Origin of the sequence: Salinithrix halophila (assembly GCF_042650125.1) — a bacterium.
In the GTDB taxonomy this organism is placed as follows: domain Bacteria; phylum Bacillota; class Bacilli; order Thermoactinomycetales; family DSM-45169; genus Salinithrix; species Salinithrix halophila.
Genome location: NZ_JBHSAP010000018.1, coordinates 436,061 through 455,648, shown reverse-complemented (window position 1 = coordinate 455,648; position 19,588 = coordinate 436,061). Strand labels below are relative to the sequence as shown.

The 19,588-nt window shown below is 52.6% G+C and carries 23 protein-coding genes; 19 read left to right on the top strand and 4 right to left on the bottom strand.

Annotated elements, in window-relative coordinates; genetic code table 11:
* The first annotated feature begins 4 nt into the window (after positions 1-4).
* From ACFOUO_RS15310 to ACFOUO_RS15290, 5 genes are all read left to right on the top strand, one after another.
* Positions 5-988: an alpha-ketoacid dehydrogenase subunit beta gene (locus tag ACFOUO_RS15310; protein ID WP_380706014.1), complete on the top strand. Its 984-nt coding sequence runs from the start codon at positions 5-7 to the stop codon at positions 986-988.
* Between the two features lie 58 nt (positions 989-1,046).
* Complete coding sequence (locus ACFOUO_RS15305) at positions 1,047-2,324, top strand: dihydrolipoamide acetyltransferase family protein (protein WP_380706013.1); 1,278 nt, start codon at positions 1,047-1,049, stop codon at positions 2,322-2,324.
* A 280-nt stretch (positions 2,325-2,604) separates the two neighbouring features.
* Positions 2,605-3,003 carry an IS200/IS605 family transposase gene (gene tnpA / locus ACFOUO_RS15300; RefSeq protein WP_380706012.1) on the top strand — a complete coding sequence of 133 codons (399 nt, stop codon included), beginning with the start codon at positions 2,605-2,607 and terminating at the stop codon, positions 3,001-3,003.
* A gap of 4 nt (positions 3,004-3,007) precedes the next feature.
* A complete protein-coding gene (locus tag ACFOUO_RS15295) occupies positions 3,008-4,063 on the top strand; it encodes an RNA-guided endonuclease InsQ/TnpB family protein (RefSeq protein WP_380706011.1) in 1,056 nt (351 codons plus the stop codon).
* 320 nt (positions 4,064-4,383) lie between these two features.
* Positions 4,384-5,745, top strand: a complete 1,362-nt coding sequence (locus ACFOUO_RS15290; RefSeq protein WP_380706010.1) for an alkaline phosphatase — start codon at positions 4,384-4,386, stop codon at positions 5,743-5,745.
* A 55-nt stretch (positions 5,746-5,800) separates the two neighbouring features.
* Here the strand turns inward: ACFOUO_RS15290 and ACFOUO_RS15285 are convergent, their stop codons facing one another.
* The 3 genes from ACFOUO_RS15285 to prli42 all read right to left on the bottom strand — a co-directional run bounded on the left by ACFOUO_RS15285 (position 5,801) and on the right by prli42 (position 6,987).
* Entirely contained in the window at positions 5,801-6,481 is a 681-nt protein-coding gene (locus ACFOUO_RS15285; protein WP_380706009.1) for a DUF421 domain-containing protein, read from the bottom strand.
* Positions 6,482-6,593: 112 nt separating this feature from the next.
* Positions 6,594-6,764, bottom strand: coding sequence for a hypothetical protein (locus ACFOUO_RS15280; protein WP_380706008.1), 171 nt, complete (start codon positions 6,762-6,764; stop codon positions 6,594-6,596).
* Positions 6,765-6,894: 130 nt separating this feature from the next.
* Positions 6,895-6,987 (bottom strand): stressosome-associated protein Prli42, encoded by a 93-nt coding sequence (gene prli42, locus ACFOUO_RS15275; RefSeq protein WP_380706007.1) that lies wholly within the window; start codon positions 6,985-6,987, stop codon positions 6,895-6,897.
* A gap of 160 nt (positions 6,988-7,147) precedes the next feature.
* On the opposite strand from prli42, the gene ACFOUO_RS15270 reads away from it, so the two are divergent.
* The 9 genes from ACFOUO_RS15270 (at position 7,148) to ACFOUO_RS15230 (ending at position 15,000) form a co-directional block, all read left to right on the top strand.
* Positions 7,148-8,803: an acyl-CoA mutase large subunit family protein gene (locus tag ACFOUO_RS15270; protein ID WP_380706006.1), complete on the top strand. Its 1,656-nt coding sequence runs from the start codon at positions 7,148-7,150 to the stop codon at positions 8,801-8,803.
* Between the two features lie 14 nt (positions 8,804-8,817).
* Complete coding sequence (locus tag ACFOUO_RS15265) at positions 8,818-9,228, top strand: cobalamin B12-binding domain-containing protein (protein WP_380706005.1); 411 nt, start codon at positions 8,818-8,820, stop codon at positions 9,226-9,228.
* Complete coding sequence (gene mce, locus ACFOUO_RS15260) at positions 9,225-9,689, top strand: methylmalonyl-CoA epimerase (protein WP_380706004.1); 465 nt, start codon at positions 9,225-9,227, stop codon at positions 9,687-9,689. The genes ACFOUO_RS15265 and mce overlap by 4 nt, the downstream gene beginning before the upstream one ends.
* Positions 9,682-11,211, top strand: a complete 1,530-nt coding sequence (locus tag ACFOUO_RS15255) for an acyl-CoA carboxylase subunit beta (protein ID WP_380706003.1) — start codon at positions 9,682-9,684, stop codon at positions 11,209-11,211. The genes mce and ACFOUO_RS15255 overlap by 8 nt, the downstream gene beginning before the upstream one ends.
* Before the next feature lie 21 nt (positions 11,212-11,232).
* Entirely contained in the window at positions 11,233-11,595 is a 363-nt protein-coding gene (locus ACFOUO_RS15250) for a hypothetical protein (protein ID WP_380706002.1), read from the top strand.
* Between the two features lie 16 nt (positions 11,596-11,611).
* Positions 11,612-11,830, top strand: coding sequence for a zinc ribbon domain-containing protein (locus tag ACFOUO_RS15245; protein ID WP_380706001.1), 219 nt, complete (start codon positions 11,612-11,614; stop codon positions 11,828-11,830).
* A 43-nt stretch (positions 11,831-11,873) separates the two neighbouring features.
* On the top strand, positions 11,874-12,995 hold the full coding sequence (locus tag ACFOUO_RS15240) for a M20/M25/M40 family metallo-hydrolase (protein WP_380706000.1): 1,122 nt from the start codon (positions 11,874-11,876) through the stop codon (positions 12,993-12,995).
* Positions 12,996-13,086: 91 nt separating this feature from the next.
* Positions 13,087-13,746 carry a 5,6-dimethylbenzimidazole synthase gene (gene bluB, locus ACFOUO_RS15235; RefSeq protein WP_380705999.1) on the top strand — a complete coding sequence of 220 codons (660 nt, stop codon included), beginning with the start codon at positions 13,087-13,089 and terminating at the stop codon, positions 13,744-13,746.
* A 102-nt stretch (positions 13,747-13,848) separates the two neighbouring features.
* A complete protein-coding gene (locus ACFOUO_RS15230; RefSeq protein ID WP_380705998.1) occupies positions 13,849-15,000 on the top strand; it encodes a DUF3866 family protein in 1,152 nt (383 codons plus the stop codon).
* Here ACFOUO_RS15230 and mciZ read toward each other — a convergent pair.
* A complete protein-coding gene (gene mciZ / locus ACFOUO_RS15225) occupies positions 14,939-15,073 on the bottom strand; it encodes a Z-ring formation inhibitor MciZ (RefSeq protein ID WP_380706265.1) in 135 nt (44 codons plus the stop codon). The genes ACFOUO_RS15230 and mciZ overlap by 62 nt on opposite strands.
* Before the next feature lie 240 nt (positions 15,074-15,313).
* On the opposite strand from mciZ, the gene ACFOUO_RS15220 reads away from it, so the two are divergent.
* The 5 genes from ACFOUO_RS15220 to ald all read left to right on the top strand — a co-directional run bounded on the left by ACFOUO_RS15220 (position 15,314) and on the right by ald (position 19,565).
* A complete protein-coding gene (locus tag ACFOUO_RS15220; protein ID WP_380705997.1) occupies positions 15,314-15,859 on the top strand; it encodes an NUDIX hydrolase in 546 nt (181 codons plus the stop codon).
* Positions 15,856-17,025, top strand: a complete 1,170-nt coding sequence (locus ACFOUO_RS15215) for an endonuclease Q family protein (RefSeq protein WP_380705996.1) — start codon at positions 15,856-15,858, stop codon at positions 17,023-17,025. Before ACFOUO_RS15220 ends, ACFOUO_RS15215 begins: the two co-directional genes overlap by 4 nt.
* 91 nt (positions 17,026-17,116) lie before the next feature.
* Positions 17,117-17,770 carry a stage II sporulation protein M gene (gene spoIIM, locus ACFOUO_RS15210; RefSeq protein WP_380705995.1) on the top strand — a complete coding sequence of 218 codons (654 nt, stop codon included), beginning with the start codon at positions 17,117-17,119 and terminating at the stop codon, positions 17,768-17,770.
* Between the two features lie 91 nt (positions 17,771-17,861).
* Positions 17,862-18,341 (top strand): ferric iron uptake transcriptional regulator, encoded by a 480-nt coding sequence (gene fur / locus ACFOUO_RS15205; RefSeq protein ID WP_380705994.1) that lies wholly within the window; start codon positions 17,862-17,864, stop codon positions 18,339-18,341.
* Between the two features lie 90 nt (positions 18,342-18,431).
* Entirely contained in the window at positions 18,432-19,565 is a 1,134-nt protein-coding gene (gene ald / locus ACFOUO_RS15200; RefSeq protein ID WP_380705993.1) for an alanine dehydrogenase, read from the top strand.
* Positions 19,566-19,588: the final 23 nt, after the last annotated feature.

Below are 19,588 nucleotides of genomic sequence, written 5' to 3'. Positions count from 1 at the left end.
GAAGATGCCCGTGATTTCTTATATTGATGCGGTGACCAAGGCCCTCCTGGAAGAGATGGAGCGGGATGAGAAGGTATTTGTCCTCGGGGAGGATGTCGGCGTGCGCGGAGGGGTATTTCGGGCTACCAACGGCTTGATTGAAACCTTCGGACCAGAACGAGTGCTGGATACACCGCTTACCGAGTCGGCTATCGCTGGGGTAGCGATCGGTGCTTCTGTTTATGGGATGCGCCCAGTGGCGGAGATGCAGTTCGCCGACTTTATCATGCCGGCGTTTAATCAGATCGTCTCTGAAGCTTCTAAAATGCGATACCGTTCCAACAATACTTGGCATTGTCCGCTAGTGATTCGTGCCCCCTATGGTGGCGGTGTTCACGGTGCCCTTTACCACTCCCAGAGCGTGGAAAAGATGTTTGCTGGTGTGCCTGGGCTGAAAATTGTGATGCCCTCCACTCCTTACGATGTGAAGGGGTTGTTAAAGAGCGCGATTCGTGATGAGGACCCCGTTCTCTTTTTTGAGCATAAACGTTGCTATCGCCTGATTAAAGGCGAGGTACCGGAAGAAGACTACACCCTTCCGATCGGTAAGGCGGAGGTAAAACGAGAAGGAACCGATGTCACAGTGATCTCCTACGGATTGGCCCTCCACTTTACGCTCAAGGCAGCGGAGGAGCTGGAGAAGGAGGGGATCAGCGTCCATGTTCTCGATCTGCGTACGCTAATCCCACTCGATAAGGAAGCGATCCTGGAGGCGACGGCTCGGACAGGTAAGGTATTAATCGTCCACGAAGACAATCTGACCGGCGGCTTCGGCGGGGAGGTGTCGGCGGTGATCAGTGAGCAGGCTTTCTTCGAATTGGACGCCCCGGTTCGCCGCCTGGCTGGGCCCGATGTTCCGGCGATGCCCTACAGCCCGCCCTTGGAGAAGGAATTCATGCTAAACCCCGCAAAGGTGAAAGCGGCTATCCGGGAGCTAGCCGAATTCTGAGTTCCGATAGGGGTTAAACCTGAGCCGGTATGACCCGGCTTCAGCGAGGAGGTACACGATGGCGACCGATATTACCATGCCCCAATTGGGGGAGAGCGTTACTGAAGGAACGATCACCAAGTGGTTGAAGAAACCTGGGGACTCCGTTTCCAAATATGAGCCTCTCTGTGAGGTGGCTACGGACAAGGTGAACGCTGAAGTTCCGTCCGCGGTAAAGGGTACCTTGATCGAATTCGTCGCTGACGAAGGGAAGACCGTCGAAGTGGGCGAGATCATCTGCCGTATTGACGAAGGCGGGGAAAGCAGTGGGAGATCTTCCGATAACAAAAAGGAGGTGCCCCAAGCACCATCCGCTGCTGAAAACAAGGCGGCTGAAGATGCCGCCGAAGAGAACGACGATTCCATGAAACGTCGCTATTCCCCAGCGGTGCTCCGCCTAGCTCAAGAGAATGAGATCGATCTGGAGAGAGTGGAAGGGAGCGGCCGTGGCGGTCGAATTACCCGGAAGGACATCCTAAAAATCATCGAGTCCGGAGGTGAAGCGAGTAAGCCTGCACCTGAAACCCCCGTTTCGAAGGAGGCCGATCCCAAGACCCTTACCCATGCGGAACCGGAAGTTAAACCAGTTGGCGGGTTGGAAGAAGGGGATCGGGAAGTGCCCCTTACGAGCGTCCGTAAAACCATTGCCCAGCGGATGGTACAGAGTAAGCACGAGGCGCCCCACGCCTGGACGATGGTGCAAGCCGATGTTACCGGTCTCGTCAAGCTGCGTAAACAGCTGAAAGACGACTTTAAGGAGCGCGAGGGGATCACTCTTACCTATATGCCTTTCTTCATCAAGGCGGTGGTGGATTCCCTCAAGGAGTTCCCGTATCTCAATTCGGTTTGGGGTGGGGACAAAATCGTCCTGAAAAAACGGATCAACATTTCTATCGCCGTTGCCACGGAGGAGGCCCTCTATGTTCCCGTGATCAAGGATGCCGATGAGAAGAGTATCCTCGGTCTGGCCAAATCGGTTCACCAGTTGGCAGAGAAAACCCGCGCCGGGAAACTCTCCATGGATGATCTCTCTGGAGGCACCTTTACAGTGAATAACACGGGTTCCTTTGGTTCGATCGCCTCCCAGCCGATCATCAATCATCCCCAGGCGGCCATCGTTTCAATGGAGTCCATCGTGAAACAGCCGGTCATCAAAGACGATATGATTGCTGTTCGCGATCTCGTTAACCTATGTCTGTCCTTGGACCACCGTATCCTGGATGGCTTGATGGCAGGGCGCTTCTTGGCTCGGGTGAAGGAACGCCTCGAAGCATACGGCCCTGACACTCGAATTTAGTCGAATTCCACGAGCCAATCTCTGTAACGGCTCCTCCATGAGAGGAGCCGTTTTTTATATCTTTGCGAGCGAGAAAGCCCCTAGCTTTAGATATAGGGATGAAAACGAGCGTCAGACGAGGGAGGGGTTCTTTTTACAGAAACTGCCGACTGAAAGCCCACGGTTTTAATCGTGGGATGAAAGGTGGCGTTGCTCGGCATCCCCCTTGTGGGGATGCTTAGGGTAACAATTTTTTCAAGCATTCGTTTTAGTTTATAGACTATACTGATGCAATGAAGATATGGGACAAGGATATCGAAGAACAAAAACCAGTGTATCGCTCATCAACTATCATTTTGTTTTCTGCCCCCGCTATCGAAGAAAAGTGCTGGTCAACAAAGTGGAGGAGCGATTCAAAGAGCTACTGGCTCAAATTTGTAAAGAAAATCAATGGGATATGATTGCTGTAGAAGTTATGCCAGACCACTGCCATTTGTTCTTGAATGGTCTCCCGACCGATTCCCCATCTCAAGTGATGGCAAAAGTGAAAGGAGTGACCTCGCGCCGACTACGCCAAGAGTTTCCGCATTTAAACCATTTGCAAAGTCTTTGGACACGATCTTTTTTTGTCAGTACAGCAGAAAATGTTTCAAGTGACACGATCAAGAAATATGTGGAGGAGCAAAAAACAAGGGGGTGAATGAATGCCAACGATCACGCTACGGCTAGAACTCCATAAGCCCACGGAAGCAAAACAAGTGATGTATCGACACATGACTCAGGTCAACACCGAATTTGCCAATTGGTTGCTACTCCACCCCGATGTAAACAAGGCAACGAGTAAGGTATTCAAGGAGTTTTCAGCGGATCGATTTCCTTCCGCCGTTGTCAACCAAACGATTCGTGAAGTGAAGTCGCAAAAGAAAAAGCAAAGAGCCCAAGCCTTTCGAAAAATGTGGTGCAGCTTCAACAACCAAAACCTTAAGGTAGAAAAAAGCGGGGCTTTCTATACCGTCTCCTTCCCCACCTTGGAGAAAAGGATTGGCGTTCCGGTGGTCGCCCGTCCCTTTCAACAGGCGTGGTTGGAGAAAATCATGAAAGGGACTGTGAAGCTTGGAGCTGCTAAACTGTATCAAAAGAAACAAAAATGGTATATGGCTCTCCCTGTCACGTGGGAAGTAGAAACGACCGCAAATGAAAAAGTGATGGGAATTGACTTGGGACTTCGATACATAGCTGTCGGCAGCATGGGGACCAAATCGCTGTTTTTCAAAGGAAGCCCCTGTGCATTTGTTCGGCGCTACTTTTCCTCTCGAAGAAGGAAGCTAGGAAAGGGCAAAAAACAGCGTGTGATCCGTCAATCCAAGAACAAAGAGTCGCGCTGGATGCGAAATTTCAATCATCAAATCAGTCGTCAGTTGGTCAACTTTGCGATCACCCACGGTGTGGGAACGATCCGTATGGAAGACCTGACGGAGATCCGTAACCGAGTCAAGTCAAAAAGAGAAGCAGGAAGAAGCCTGCACTCTTGGGCGTTCTATCAACTGAAAAGGTTTATTCGGTATAAGGCGGAAATGGCGGGAATCCGCTTTGAAGAAGTGAATCCTGAATACACCAGTCAGACTTGCAAATGTGGACACAGGGAAAAGCGAAATCGAAACGGCCTTCGTTTTCGGTGCAGGAAATGTGGCTATGATTGCCATGCAGACCTAAACGGAGCCATTAATATTGGCAAGGCCATATCCGGCCTAGCTGCCTAGCGTACTGGTAACAGGTACGCCGCCCATGTGGGTACCCTTCTAACTGCATGGGACGGGCTGATGAGACAGCCCTGAACTTGGGAGTTGTCCGAAGCAGAAATGGATGGAGGGCGCTAACTACCCAAGAATCCCACGGCTTCAGCCGTGTGGAGTCTCAATTCCGGATCTGTTCGTCCTAGGAGAAAGGACCTAATCATTGGTGACTATCGAATTGGTAACAATATAATCCTTCCCAATTGGCTAAAAATTTGTTTTAATAACAAGTGCATCTCTTATTTTTTGTAAAAGAGGATTGGAGAAAAAGACCAGGAGGGGAAAGCATGAATAAAAGACAAATGTTGAAGGTCATAACGCTTGGACTGGCGTGTACAGTTGCCCTTGGAAGCGTTTCCTACTCCCAGCATGTCGAAGCGAGGAAGCAGAACCCCGGAAACCACGCGAAAAACGTCATTCTCATGATCGGGGATGGAATGGGGCCAACCCAGGTTTCCGCTGCCGCTTATATGAAAAGAAAAGGGTATGGGGCTGGCAAACTGACGATGAGTCGCTTACAGGAAACGGGGCTAGCCACCACTTATTCCCACGATAGTGTCGTCACCGACTCTTCCGCCGCTGCTACTGCTTTTTCCTCCGGTTACAAAACGGACAACGGTGTGGTGGGGAAAGCTCCCAAACACAAGGAGCACTATGAAGGAGAACGGCATGATGATGTAAAAACCGTGCTGGATGACGCACAGAAAAAGAGGAAAGCAACCGGTCTAGTCACCACCACGCGGCTTACCCACGCGACTCCGGCTTCGTTTGCTTCTCATGTAGAGGATCGGGATTCAGAAAATGAGATCGCTGACCAGATGATGAATCACGGTGTAGATGTGTTGCTCGGCGGAGGTAAGGCCAACTTTTTGCCGAAAAAAGACGGAGGCAAACGGGAAGACGGCAAAAACCTGATTCAGGTAGCGGAGAAAAAAGGGTATACGGTCGTGGAAGACAAAGAGAGTCTGAAAAAGGCGAAGTCGAACAAACTGCTGGGTCTGTTCAACAACAGTCACTTGAACTATGAATTGGACCGCGCAACATCGGATGAGCCCAGTGTTGCCGATATGACCCGAAAGGCCCTGAAAACACTAAGCAAGGATAAAAACGGATTTTTCCTGATGGTGGAAGGCGGAAGGATCGACCACGCCGGACACGACAACTATCCTGCGGCCAATATCCGGGATACCCTGGCCTTTGACAAAGCGGTTCGTGCAGCCTTGAATTACGCGAAAAAAGATCCCGATACCCTTGTTGTGGTCACCGCTGATCATGAAACCGGCGGCATGTCCATGGGAGCCAACGGAACCTATGTTTTCAACAAGGAAGTTATTGATAAAGTGAAACGCTCTTCTGAATTCATCGGTAAAGAAGTGGATAAAGATCGTTCCAAAGTGAAAGAAATCATGGCAAAATATGCCGGTATCAACGATTTGAAACCGGAAGAAGAACAATCGATCCAAAAAGCCAAAGATCCCGCTTCCGCTGTTGCTAAAGTGATCAGTGATCGGGCTAATGTCGGATGGACAAGCACTGCCCACACCGCTGTCAATGTTCCTATTTTCTCCCAAGGTCCGCGGGCGGATCAGCTGAGTGGGACGATCGACAACACCAAGATTGCAAAAGTCATCTCCCGGGCGATGAAATAAAGCCTGGTCTGAACCCTGCGCCCTTCACCCGGATCGGTGAAGGGCGCAGGGTTTTTTATGGGGTTTGACCCCGCCGATTGACCATGATTTCCTCGGATCGTTCCCGGGCAAAGGCATAGATGACATCTTGTAATCGGGTGATCCCCTGCTCCGCCAGCTTTTGACGGAGCCACCTTTCATCCCGTTCGATAAGCCGGAGATTATCTTTTTGGATCCGGCCGTCGACTACGACAGAAAGGGGAAGTCCTTCATAAGGCAGATTTAATCCCAGATCCTTGGCCGAGAGGGGGGCGATTTCCGGTTTGGGGATGATGCTAACATAACCTGTTGGTTCGAGGATCGCATAATCGATGTTGGAGAGGTCGGGGTGGCCTGAGGCACGCAGTGTTGCAAGGAGCTGGGCCAGTGAGACATGACTCTTTTCCAGGTGATCTTCTACAACCTGGCCGTGTTTAATCAGGATGGTGGGCCTTCCGAGGAAGAAGCGGACGCCTACGTGATGGAGAGTCAATTTGGCGAAGGTAAGATAGAGAAGGGCGAGAAGGGCCAGTGAAATAATAGTGGGAACCACTTCTTTACTGATAAGGGGTTCCGCGGCGACAGTTCCGACGATGATGATGGCGACCAAATCGTAAGGGGTCAACTGGATGATGGCCGATTTACCCAAAAGGCGCAGGACGGCCACGGTCACGGGAAAGAGGATGAGGATTTTCAGGGCAAGGGTGAGGATAGTCAAAGGGAAGTCCCTCCCGCCATATCAATACCTCCCCAGTATGGACGAACCCTGCTCTCTATAAACGGAAAAAGCGGTCCCCCGTCAGGGAGAAGCCGCTTTCAAGAGGGATCTCTCATTGGAGGCCCACGATTTCGTCGTAGATGGCAATCAGGGTGATCGCGACCGTGAGAGCGGTAAAGGCACCGCCGATCAAGAGGCCGGGTTTGTTGCCGCTCCTCTTGTTTTTCAGCGTGCCCATCACGGCCAGGATACTGATGAAGATCATGATCACCGTCATGTACAAGGCTGTTCACCCGCTTTCCTGTGACATGTCGTAAGTATCATTGCCATTACAGGCGTCCATCTTACAGTATAATCGTTTTTTCCATGAAAACACAGACGGCAGGCCACAGAAATGATACGGTTTTTTGAACTCAGAAGAAGAAGCTGGTTCCCGTGACCAAACTGGTAACTACCAGGGCAAATATCAGGATGTAAACAACCGCTTTGATCCAGCGTGGTTGCATGGCCAATCACCTCAAGTTCTTATTGTAGCCGAGCCCGCCGCCTCTGTCCAACCTTTCGCCGGGCGGGAAAATCAGGCGGCACGAGGGAATTTTTGATATATTAACATTGATAGCGCTTTTTTACCTTCGGAGACATGCAGCATGAGGGGGAGGGAAACGGTTGGCATCTAAAACGTTCGAAGAGTTATACAGAGAATGGGAAGAAAAGACACGGCAGCTCCTGGAGAAATATCCGGAGTCGAAGGAACGGTTCGAGACACTCTCCGGTATGGAGGTGGAGAGGCTTTATACACCGGAACAGGTGACGCAAAAATATAAGGAAAAAGTGGGATTGCCGGGGGAATATCCGTATACCCGCGGGATCCGCCCGACCATGTACCGATCCCGCCACTGGACGATGCGGCAGTATGCCGGCTTCGGTTCGGCGGATGAAACGAACAAGCGGTTCCGCTACCTTTTAGACCAAGGGCAGACGGGGTTGTCTGTCGCCTTTGATTTACCAACTCAAATTGGGTACGATTCAGACGATCCGATGGCAGCGGGGGAAGTAGGCAAAGTAGGGGTTGCCATCGATTCCTTGGAGGATATGGAACGATTGTTAACGGGTATCCCCCTGGATAAAGTGAGTACATCGATGACGATTAACGCACCTGCATCGGTGCTCCTGGCCATGTACATCGCTGTCGGAGAGAAACAGGGTGTAGCAGCTCACCAACTGACGGGAACGATCCAGAACGACATTCTAAAGGAATATATCGCCCGAGGCACCTACATCTTTCCGCCCAAGCCATCGATGCGGCTGATCACGGATATCTTCGCCTATTGTGGCGCCCATGTACCGAAATGGAACACGATCAGTATCAGCGGTTACCATATCCGGGAAGCGGGTTCCACGGCTGTACAGGAGGTGGCCTTTACCTTAGCAGATGGGATTGCTTATGTAGAAGCAGCCCTAGAAGCGGGGTTGGAAGTGGATCGTTTTGGTCCTAGGCTCTCCTTTTTCTTCAACGCCCACAATCATTTCTTTGAAGAAGTGGCCAAGTATCGGGCAGCCCGTCGCATGTGGGCACAGATCATGAAGGAGCGTTTCGGGGCGAAGGATCCGCGTTCCCTACAGCTTCGATTTCACACTCAGACTGGGGGGTCTACCCTGACGGCCCAACAGCCGGATAATAATATTGTACGGGTGACCATGCAAGCCCTGTCTGCGGTGTTAGGGGGGACCCAGAGCCTTCACACGAACGCCAGGGATGAAGCACTTGCCTTGCCGACGGAGGATTCCGCACGGGTGGCTTTAAGAACCCAGCAAATCCTTGCTTACGAGACGGGAGTCACGCATACGGTGGATCCTCTGGGGGGGTCCTATTATGTGGAAGCGCTTACGGATGAGATTGAACGAGAAGCCTTTGCTTACATTAAACGGATTGATCAAATGGGCGGAGCTGTTTCAGCTGTCGAACGGGGCTATATGCAACGGGAAATCCATAAGACCGCTTTGGATACTCAGAAAAAGATTGAGTCCGGGGAGGAAGTGGTCGTCGGGGTGAACCGATTCTGCCTCGAAAAGGAGCAACAGCCTCAGCTGTACAAGGCGGATTCAGCCCTCACCCGACGGCAGCTCGACCGGCTGAGGGACCTTCGGGGCAGAAGGGATCAGAAAGCAGTCGAGGCGGCTCTAGCTGCCCTTAAAAGGGGTGCTGAGGGGGATGCGAACCTGATGCCTCTCATTTTAAATGCCGTCCGGCAATACGCTACTGTCGGCGAGATTTGTAACAGTCTCCGGGATATATTTGGAGAGTATCAGCCGAACCTCTGATAGGAGTGAAGGATATGAATCGACCGATCCGTGTACTAGTAGCCAAGCCGGGCCTGGACGGGCATGATCGCGGGGCGCTCATCATTGCCCAGACCCTGCGGGACGAAGGGATGGAGGTCATCTATTCGGGGTTGAGGCAGTCTCCTGCCCAGATTGTGGCGACAGCCGTTCAGGAAGATGTGGATGTAATCGGCCTTTCCTGCCTTTCCGGTGCCCACAACGAGCTGTTTCCAGAGGTGACGCACCTTCTTAAAGAGGAGGGGGCGGAGGATATTCTTGTGGTAGCAGGCGGGGTGATTCCTCAACGGGACATTCCCTTTCTGGAAGAACACGGGGTAGCCAAAGTGTTCACCCCAGGTACATCTACGAAGGAAACCGCCGATTTTATCCGGCAGAGGGTGGCGGAAAAGGAGGCGCGGTCATGAAGGATCCTTTGTCCCCGAAGGCCATCGATCACATTGGAATCGCTGTTAAGAGCCTGGAATCGGCTATGCCTTTTTATCAGGATATCCTGGGTCTCCCTTTTCTCGGGATGGAGACCGTCGAAAGTGAACATGTCCGAGTCGCTTTTTTCCAATTGGGAGAAACCAAGTTGGAATTGTTGGAACCGATTTCTGACCGTAGTCCAGTCGCCCGCTTCATCGAAAAAAAGGGAGAAGGAATCCATCATCTCGCCCTCCGGGTGGAGGGAATCGAAGGAGCGTTATCCCAGCTGGCTGACGCCGGGGTTCAGCTCATCCATCAAACACCCAAAACCGGGGCGGGAGGGGCTCAAATCGCCTTCATTCATCCCAAGCCAGCTCTAGGGGTCCTGTATGAGCTGTGTGAACCGCGGTCAAAGAGCGAAGACGGATCCTGTAAGTGTGGAGGGGAAGCCCATGCATAAAAAGATTGACGAACTGAACGAACGGCGCCGGAGGGTGGAGCAGGGAGGGGGAGGAGAACGAATTCGGGCCCAGCACGACAAAGGAAAGCTAACTGCCAGGGAACGAATCGATCTGCTCTTGGACGAGGACAGCTTTGTGGAACTGAATCCCTTTGTAGAGAATTTGACTTCTGACTTCGGTAAAGCTCCAGGAGAAGGTGTGGTGACCGGGTACGGCAAGGTGAATGGGCGTCCCGTCTATATTTTTGCCCAGGACTTCACCGTTTTCGGTGGAGCTCTCGGGGAGATGCACGCCCTTAAGATCGCCAGTATGATGGATCATGCCGCCAAAAATGGGGCGCCCATTATCGGTTTGAACGATTCCGGGGGAGCACGCATCCAGGAGGGCGTCGTCTCCCTGGACGGGTACGGTCATATCTTCTACCGCAATTCCATCTACTCCGGCGTCGTCCCTCAGATTTCCGTGATCATGGGTCCTTGCGCCGGCGGGGCGGTTTACTCCCCGGCCATTACTGATTTTGTTTTTATGGTCGAGCAAACGAGCCAGATGTTTATCACTGGACCAAAGGTGATCGAGACGGTAACAGGAGAGAATATTTCCTCAGAAGATCTGGGTGGAGCCGGGGTTCATTCCTCCTTGAGCGGAAACGCTCATTTCACGGCTCCTTCAGAACCGGAAGTGCTGAATCAGGTGCGCCGTCTCCTTTCTTTCCTGCCTTTGAATAACATAGAAGATCCCCCGCGCCTCTTTTCTAAGGAGGAGGATGGATGGGAGGAGACCCTCATGGATGTGGTTCCAGAAGAAGGTACGAAGGTGTATGATGTACGTAAGGTGATCCAGCTTGTGGTTGATGGCGGGGATTTTATGGAAGTGCAAGAGAAGTTCGCCCGGAATATCGTGGTCGGTTTCGGCCGTATAGGCGGCCGTTCGGTGGGAATTGCCGCCAATCAACCCAAGGTGATGGCGGGCGGTCTGGATATCGATTCTTCTGACAAGCTGGCTCGTTTTATCCGCTTTTGTGATAGCTTCAACATTCCGGTGATTACCTTTGTCGACGTGACAGGCTTCTTTCCTGGTGTCAATCAAGAGCATCGGGGCATCATTCGTCATGGGGCAAAAATCTTGTATGCTTACTCGGAAGCGACGGTTCCCAAGATCACCGTCATCACCCGCAAAGCCTTTGGTGGTGCTTATGTCGCCCTCAATTCGAAGGCGATCGGTGCCGACATGGTTTTTGCCTGGCCGGGCGCCGAAGTAGCGGTCATGGGGCCGGAAGGGGCCGCAAATATTATCTACAGCCGTGAGATCCGAGAGTCGGAGGATCCGACGGCCACCCGGGCTGACAAGATCGAGGAGTACCGCCGGAAGTTTGCCAATCCCTATATCGCCGCTTCCAAGGGGATGGTAGATGATGTGATCGACCCTCGGGAAACGAAGCGGAAACTGAAGCAGGCGTTGGAAATGCTCGCCAGCAAACGGGAGACGCGACCGCCCAAGAAACACGGCAACATCCCGCTGTAACGAGGGAAGGAGGGGCTTAGTTTGTCGGAAGAAGAGCTGCCGGTGGTTTTGAGAGTAATGGATCGAGGACGGGGAAGGGGGCCGGACCCCCTGCGGGTGACGGAGGCGACAGGAGCGTCGGTGATGCTGCATCCGAGGCACAAACTTCGCCTTCTCCGGCGCCACCGTGTGACGTTCATCCGAGGCCCGCGGGATCGTTCCCCCTGGAGAGAGGCGGGCCGGGCTGAATTGCACCGAAAAGCAATGCCACCAAAGTGGAACCAAGCGGAAGCAGGATTTTCCGAGAGCCCCCGGTCGAGGGTTTATCGTAGGAATCAGATGGTACCGATGAGCGTTCTACCGGACGCCTGGTCTTTTTCGGGCCGTGGAGATTGGAACAGATAAGAGGAGGAGAAGAGAGTTGACTGAGAGTCGGAGACCGAATGGATGCCCCAAATGCGGGAGCCGGGATGCCCAGGTAGGTAGCATCGCTACAACGGGGGCAGGTCTTTCCCGTTTTTTTGATCTGCAACACAACCAGTTCCAAGTGGTTTCTTGTAAAAACTGCGGGTATTCCGAGTTTTATCGGAAGAAAGGGTCAACAGCCGCCACCGCCCTCGATCTGTTTTTCGGCGGTTGATGGAATCGGAAAAGTAAGGATACATATGGAGGAATGATGCTCCTTGATCAATGAACAGCGATTGCTCGATGAATTCTTGGAATTAGTTCAGACGGACAGTGAAACGGGAGAGGAACGCACGATCTGTGAGCTCCTCAAAGAGAAGCTGACAGCTCTCGGCTTCCATGTAACGGAAGATGACAGCGCGAAACAGACGGGTCATGGAGCAGGCAACCTGATTGCTAATCTGGAGGGGACGATGGAAGGGGCGCCCAGGATCTATTTTACCAGCCATATGGATACGGTCTCTCCCGGAAAGGGTATTAAACCAGCAGTGGAGAACGGCTGGGTTGTCTCCGATGGATCGACGATCCTTGGTAGTGATGATAAAGCGGGTCTTGCTGCCCTATTGGAAGGAATCCGTACAGTAAGGGAGCATCAACTTCCTTATGGGCCGGTTCAGTTGATCATCACGGCAGGAGAAGAATCCGGCCTGGTCGGATCAAAAGCGCTGGATCCCGAGCTAATCCGGTCGGATTTTGGATTTGCGATGGATTCTAATGGACCCGTCGGGCACATTATTACTTCCGCTCCATCCCAAGTAAAGATTTTTGCCAAGATCTACGGCAGGGCTGCTCATGCTGGCGTTAACCCTGAGGACGGAGTGAGCGCCATCCAGGTGGCCAGCCGGGCGATTGCTAAAATGCCTCTCGGGCGGATCGATGATGAGACAACGGCCAATATCGGACAGTTTCGAGGCGGTACCGCTTCCAATGTCGTCTCCGAGTATGCGGAAGTGCTTGCGGAAGCTCGAAGCCGTAACGAGGCAAAGTTGAAGAAACAGGTGGACCGAATGGTGGAAGCTTATGAAAAAGCCGCAGAAGAGTTAGGCGCCCGGGTAGAATTGGATGTGGATGTCATGTATCCGGCTTTTCAATACGAGGAGTCCGACCCTGTCGTGCAAAAAGCGGTCGCCGCAGTGAAAAAGATCGGTCGGCAGCCGAAACTGATTGCCAGCGGCGGGGGCAGCGATGCCAATGTGATCGCCGGGCATGGGATTCCAACGGTCAATCTCGGAGTTGGGTATGAAAACATTCATACCACGAGCGAACGGATGCCGATCGAGGAATTGAACAAAGCGGCGGAGTTGGTTGTCGCCTTGATTGACGTATCGAAGGAGCAGTAAGGTTGTCCATAACCTTCAAAGAACCACTCCCTCTGGGGTTGGTTCTTCCTTTTATCCTGGCTTAGGCATGGTAGAGAAGGAGAGAACCTCGATGAAGCAGTTTGACGACAGGGATCGTGCCGTCTTGCATCGGATCATTCGGGCAAGGCGGGACATCCGACATTTTCGACCGGATCCCATACCGTCTGAAGCCCTCACCCGTATCCTGGAGGCGGCCCATTACGCCCCTTCCGTGGGGTTCAAACAACCTTGGAATTTTATCCTGATTCGGTCAAAAGAAATCCGCAAGCAAATCAAGGGGCTGTTTGAAGAGGCAAACCGGGAAGAGCTAGAGAAGTTATCGGAAGACGAACGGCTGGATCTGTATCGCAGCCTGAAGTTGGAAGGGATTATGGAAGCTCCTCTCAACCTGGCTGTTACCTGTGACAGGGATCGGGACGCCCCTTTTCAGCTGGGCCAAGGGCAAATGCCGGAGATGGATCTGTATAGTACCTGCCTTGCGGTTCAGAACCTGTGGTTATCGGCACGTACAGAAGGAATCGGGGTTGGTTGGGTCAGTATTCTGGATCCGGAGAAAACGGCCCAGGTCTTAAAGATTCCCGATCATGTCCGTCTCGTGGCATACCTGTGCATCGGTTATCCCGTCGAATTCCGCGACAGGCCCATGTTAGAGGAGGCGGGGTGGAAGGAACGGCTAAACCTTAGTGATCTCGTATTCGAAGATGGTTGGGGAGACAAAAACGAAGGGTAATGGAAGAAGCAAAGGATAAGGACAGCCCAAAAGCTGTCCTTTTTTCAGCATAAACGATCCGCCGCGGGCATACTTCCTCCTATAGCAGAGGAGGGGTGCCGTGTGATTGAATGGACGGAGGGAACCGTGGTCACGATACTGGAGGACGGGGAAACGATACAACGGCTCTTGGTGGAAGAGGAGGGAACCGGTTGCAGGCGGAGGGCGATTCATTACCCTCCCCTGCTGGGTAAGGCGAAGGTGGGTGACGCCGTTTGGCTCAATGTGACAGCGGTGCGACTCGGTCTCGGGACCGGGGGAGTCCATTTTACAGCAGGATGGCTGTTCCGTCCTCCCTATTCGCCTACTCCTTCGGGACACATTATGAAACTGCGTTACACACCTTTGCAAATGGCTGTCCTCACCGGAGAAGAAGAGAGAAGTCCTTACCATGAACGAATGAGGGAAGCATGCTCACTAGAAGGAACCCCTGTTTTGTTAGGGGAGTTGCACAGTATGCTTCCTACTGCCGCGGCTACCTGGCGTTTTCTTGGGGAGAAGGGGCATGAACAACCGCGCGTCGTTTATGTGATGACGGATGGTGGTGCGCTTCCCATCGCCTTTAGCCGCCATGTTCAAAACCTCGAAAAGAACGGGTTTCTCGATGGGACGGTGACGGCGGGAAACGCTTTCGGGGGCGGATTGGAAGCGGTCAATCTCTATTCCGCTCTTTTACTGGCTCGTCATGTTCTTCGGGCGGATTTGATCTTCGTCTCGATGGGACCGGGGATCGTCGGTACAGGGACCCTCTACGGGTTCAGCGGGATTGAGCAGGGGCAGGCGGTCAATGCTGTACACAGCCTTGGAGGGATCCCCGTTTTCATCCCTCGTCTACAGGAGACGGATTCGAGGGGGCGGCACCGGGGTGTCAGTCACCATACAGAGACTAATCTGGGCTCCGTTGCCCTGGCTCCTGCTGTGGTTCCTTACCCCTCCGAACCGGAAAGTCTCAAGGTTACTGTAGAGGAAATGGCCCGTACATGTTTCGTGGAACATCGATGGCTTCCCGTTTCAATTTCCACTGGGGAAACGAAAAACCGGCTCCGCTTATTGCCGGAGCCGGTGAAGACCATGGGAAGGTGCCTGGAAGAGGATCCCCTTTTTTTCCGTACGATTTGCGGGGCGGCGGAAGCCGCCTACCGTCTGTGGCGTTTTATGGGTGAAGGCTCGAGTTCCGACGACGCAACCACTCGTCTAATGTCAGGGGATGCTTAGCCAGTTGCCGGAGTGCCGCCCTCACTTGCCATCCTTTGCCGATGATACAGAGTTGTTTTTCCCTTGTTTCCATTTTCATCTGCCATCCTCCTGTCTGCCAGTCTGTTACTTTCATCCTATCGAAAAGAGGTAGGTTCTATACCTGGCCATGGATTTCGCATCGGGGGTTCGTATCCGGTATAATGGAACTGTCTGGTTGTAGATGAACAGCATTCGACGCGGGTTTCCCCCGCGGTTTTTTTAATCTCCCGAAGTCGTGGCGGGGAATGGAGACCTGTCCCGGCATTGATTGAATTAGGAAGGAAGGATCACCATGAGTCGACTAAAAGAACAGACGATCCGAAGCGAGACCATCTTTGAGGGGCGGGTCATCCGCGTTCAATTGGACGAGGTTCGCTTGCCCAATGGGAAAACATCCACCCGGGAATTGGTAAAGCATACAGGAGCCGTCTCCGTGATGGCCGTTACGAAAGAGGGGAAAATGGTGTTTGTCCGCCAGTATCGAAAACCTCTGGATAAGGAAATCCTGGAGATTCCCGCGGGTAAATTGGAGCCCGGTGAGGATCCGAAGGAGTGTGCTGCTCGAGAGCTTGAAGAGGAGACAGGCTACCGGGCACAAAACCTGAAACCGATCGTTTCTTTTTACACCTCACCAGGTTTTGCCGACGAGCTTCTTCATCTGTATGAAGCGACAGGCCTTTCCGAGGGAGAGGCAAACCCGGACAGCGACGAGTTTGTGGAGCGAGTGGAACTCACCCTGGAAGAAGCCTTTCAAGCGATGGAATCGGGAGAAATCGCCGATGCCAAGACGGTGGCTGCTCTCTATATCTGGCACAACCGGGTGTTGACCGAAAAGTGAGCCGTTATCGCTTCTTTGCGGATCTACACATTCATATCGGTCGGACGGAAGGTGGACTGCCCGTCAAGATCACCGGGGCGCGCAATCTTACCTTCGACAACATTCTGCGGGAGGCAGCCCATCGGAAAGGGATCGATATGATCGGTATCATTGACGCCCACTCTCCCCCGGTTCAGAAGGAAATTGAAGCGAATATCGCCACTGGCCGTTATCTAGAGATACCGGGGGGCGGGCTACGGTATGGAGAGACCACCGCGATTCTCGGCGTGGAGATTGAGGTAAGGGAGCCGGGCCGGGGAGCCGCCCATGTATTGGCCTACTTTCCCGATTTGGCATCCATGAAGGGATTTTGTGTTTTCCTCTCCCGTCATATCCGCAATATGCAACTTTCTACCCAGCGTTTCCACGGGGAAATTTTCCGTTTGGAAGAAAGCGTGGCGGAGCATGGGGGACTCCTTATCCCCGCCCACGTCTTTACGCCCTTTAAAAGTGTTTACGGGAGCGCCGCTAACCGGATGGCTGATCTTTTTCACTTGGACAGGCTGGCAGGGGTGGAACTGGGTCTGTCGGCGGATTCCTCCATGGCCGACCGAATTCGGGAATTGTCCCGCTTCTCTTTTCTGTCCAATTCCGACGCCCATTCCCTACCCAAGATAGCCAGGGAGTACAATGAGCTGGTCATGGAGGAGGCGAGCTTTGAAGAATTGGAAAAGGCTCTCTTCCGAGAAGAAGGCCGTCGGGTCGTCGCTAATTACGGATTGGATCCCAAACTGGGGAAGTACCATCGGACCCGTTGTGCCAATTGCGATGAATTACTCCCTTCGGGGGAGAGACGTTGCTCTTATTGCGGGAGTCTCAAGATTATCAAAGGGGTGTCGGATCGAATCAGTGAGATTGCCGACAGCCCATCCAAGGCACCTGTCCACCGGCCTCCTTATGTCTGTCAGGTCCCTCTGGAATTTATCCCTAAGCTGGGGCCAAAAACATTAAACAAGCTCCTTGATCGCTTTGGCACGGAGATGGAAATCCTCCACCGGGCCCCTTTGGAGGAGATCGAATCCGTTATTGGCAAGGAAATCGCCTATCATATCGGCCTCGCTCGGGAGCGTCGTCTCACTTTTGAAGAGGGAGGTGGAGGAACTTATGGCCGGGTGAAAACCCGGTAAAGAATGCTCGTCACCAATCGGGGGAACCCTCGTCTATTTCCTCTCTTTCCTTCATAGAAATAGAAAGAAAGAGAAGGAGGGGACAAAGAGGATGAAGGCGATACCGATGAAGGCGAAGCGAAACCGATGGAGCCAAACGGTCCATCTCCATATGCAAAATCAAATGTCACTCTATCTTTTTGTGACAGTCCTGTTTATGATGGGAGTCATTTTCGGAGCAGTGATTGTCAACACCCTGTCACCGATCCAGAAGGAAAACCTTCTCGACTATCTGGGACATTTTTTCCAGGGGATGGAGGGGAAATCGGTTGCGGATCCCCGAGTTGCGTTCCAACATTCCCTAGGCGATCATTTTAAAACGATCGGTCTGATGTGGCTCCTAGGTGTATCGGTCGTTGGAATGCCTTTTATATTGTTACTCATGTTTCTGAAGGGGATGGTAATCGGATTTACCGTTGGATTCCTGGTGAGCCAACTTTCTTGGGAAGGGCTTTCCTTTGCTTTCGTCTCTGTGGTCCCTCATAACCTATTGGTGGTTCCTGTTTTGATCATCGTGGCGGTGAGCGGCATCGGTTTTTCCATCCTACTGACCAAAAACCGCCTCATCCAACGCCGAGGTTCCATCTATCCGCAATTTCTTTCCTATTCGGTGCTGGTGACCTCGTTGGCTTGTGTTCTGGTATTAGCTTCCATGTTTGAGGCCTATGTTTCACCGGTGTTGATGCGGATGGCTTTGCCTAATTAAAATCAATCCAAGATGAGACCATTTATCAATTAGATTGACTTCCCCTATTTTCCTCCCATATAATGAGATCAGAGCGGCAGGGGGGATGGCGATGGAAGAGAGAGTCAAGCAAATTAAGCAGCAACTGTCTGCCCATAGTTATAAACTGACCCCCCAACGGGAAGCGACTGTCCGCGTTCTGCTTGAAAATGAACAGGATCATCTCAGCGCGGAGGATGTCTACCTGTTGGTGAAGGAAAAAGCACCCGAGATCGGCCTTGCGACCGTTTATCGGACTCTTGAATTGCTGAGTGATCTCCAGATCATCCATAAACTCAATTTCGGGGACGGTGTGACCCGGTATGAGTTTCGCGCCGAGGATGCTGAACACCATCACCATCACTTAATCTGTCTCCATTGCGGTGCCGTGGATGAAATAACGGATGATTGGCTTGGACCGATTGAACATCGGGTGGAAAGAGAATTTGACTTTCAGATTATCGACCACCGGTTGACCTTTCACGGGATCTGTCACCGGTGTAAAGATCAAGTCAAAGATCCCAAGAAATTGGTTGGTTCCAAAGTGACGTAAGGCCCTCGGAGGGTCTTACGTTTTTTATTGGGCTCGTATGAAGATAGGTTGACAAGTGGTATGATATAGGATGGAAAAGGAGGGGAATACATGATTATCGGTGTGCCCAAGGAGATAAAAAACAACGAGAACCGGGTAGCGATCACACCGGCGGGGGTGGACGCCCTGGTGGGGGCAGGTCACGAAGTGCTGGTGGAAAAAGGAGCCGGGGAAGGTTCCGGCTTTTCCGATGAAGCGCTTTCAGCCAATGGAGCCAAATTGGTGGACCGGGCCGAAGATGTTTGGGGCTCCTCCGAGCTGCTCCTGAAAGTAAAAGAACCGCAGCCCGAGGAATACCCGTATTTCCGCAAAGGGCTCAACCTGTTTACTTATCTCCATCTAGCCCCGGAACCGGAACTGACCCGGGCCCTGATGGATAATCAAATGACAGCGATCGCTTATGAAACCGTGCAATTGGACAATGGGGCGCTTCCACTCCTAACGCCTATGTCAGAAGTTGCCGGTCGTATGGCCGTCCAGATTGGGGCTCAATTTTTGGAAGGTCAGTATGGTGGGAAGGGGGTTCTTCTCGGCGGTGTGCCTGGGGTTCTGCCCGGTAATGTGGTTATCATCGGCGGTGGTGTGGTGGGAACCAATGCCGCGAAGATGGCTCTTGGACTAGGTGCCAACGTGACGTTATTGGATTTGAACCCGGATCGGTTGCGCCAGCTGGATGATATTTTCCATGGGCAAGTCCGCACCCTGATGTCCAATCCCTACCACATCGCTTGGGCAGCCGAGAAGGCCGACTTACTGATCGGAGCCGTCTTGATCCCAGGCCACCGGGCTCCGCGCCTGGTTACGGAAGCGATGGTGAAAGAAATGTCTCGAGGTTCCGTGATTGTCGATGTAGCGATTGATCAGGGGGGCTCCATCGAGACGATTGACCGCATTACTACCCACAGTGACCCCACTTATGTGAAACATGGTGTCGTCCATTATGCCGTCGCCAATATCCCAGGTGCTGTGGCCCGTACCTCCACCTATGCCCTTACCAACGTGACCATTCCTTATGCGGTCAAGATCGCCAACCAGGGGGTAGAAGGTGCGCTCCGAGAGAGCCGTCCCCTTGCCCGTGGTGTGAATGTGTATGGTGGTTATGTCACTTACCAGGCGGTAGCGGAGGATCTGAATTTGCCCTATAAGCCCCTGAATGAGGTTATCGGCATGGAGATTTTGGGCTGAGCCATGGATCATAAATAGGCCTA

Coding starts and splice junctions, on each gene's coding strand:
- spoIIM (WP_380705995.1), top strand. CDS start 17,117: ATGAAGGCGATACCGATGAAGGCGAAGCGAAACCGATGGAGCCAAACG.
- prli42 (WP_380706007.1), bottom strand. CDS start 6,987: ATGCAACCACGCTGGATCAAAGCGGTTGTTTACATCCTGATATTTGCC.
- ACFOUO_RS15290 (WP_380706010.1), top strand. CDS start 4,384: ATGAATAAAAGACAAATGTTGAAGGTCATAACGCTTGGACTGGCGTGT.
- ald (WP_380705993.1), top strand. CDS start 18,432: ATGATTATCGGTGTGCCCAAGGAGATAAAAAACAACGAGAACCGGGTA.
- tnpA (WP_380706012.1), top strand. CDS start 2,605: ATGGGACAAGGATATCGAAGAACAAAAACCAGTGTATCGCTCATCAAC.
- mciZ (WP_380706265.1), bottom strand. CDS start 15,073: ATGGAAACAAGGGAAAAACAACTCTGTATCATCGGCAAAGGATGGCAA.
- bluB (WP_380705999.1), top strand. CDS start 13,087: ATGAAGCAGTTTGACGACAGGGATCGTGCCGTCTTGCATCGGATCATT.
- fur (WP_380705994.1), top strand. CDS start 17,862: ATGGAAGAGAGAGTCAAGCAAATTAAGCAGCAACTGTCTGCCCATAGT.
- ACFOUO_RS15310 (WP_380706014.1), top strand. CDS start 5: ATGCCCGTGATTTCTTATATTGATGCGGTGACCAAGGCCCTCCTGGAA.
- ACFOUO_RS15295 (WP_380706011.1), top strand. CDS start 3,008: ATGCCAACGATCACGCTACGGCTAGAACTCCATAAGCCCACGGAAGCA.
- ACFOUO_RS15220 (WP_380705997.1), top strand. CDS start 15,314: ATGAGTCGACTAAAAGAACAGACGATCCGAAGCGAGACCATCTTTGAG.
- mce (WP_380706004.1), top strand. CDS start 9,225: ATGAAGGATCCTTTGTCCCCGAAGGCCATCGATCACATTGGAATCGCT.
- ACFOUO_RS15305 (WP_380706013.1), top strand. CDS start 1,047: ATGGCGACCGATATTACCATGCCCCAATTGGGGGAGAGCGTTACTGAA.
- ACFOUO_RS15255 (WP_380706003.1), top strand. CDS start 9,682: ATGCATAAAAAGATTGACGAACTGAACGAACGGCGCCGGAGGGTGGAG.
- ACFOUO_RS15265 (WP_380706005.1), top strand. CDS start 8,818: ATGAATCGACCGATCCGTGTACTAGTAGCCAAGCCGGGCCTGGACGGG.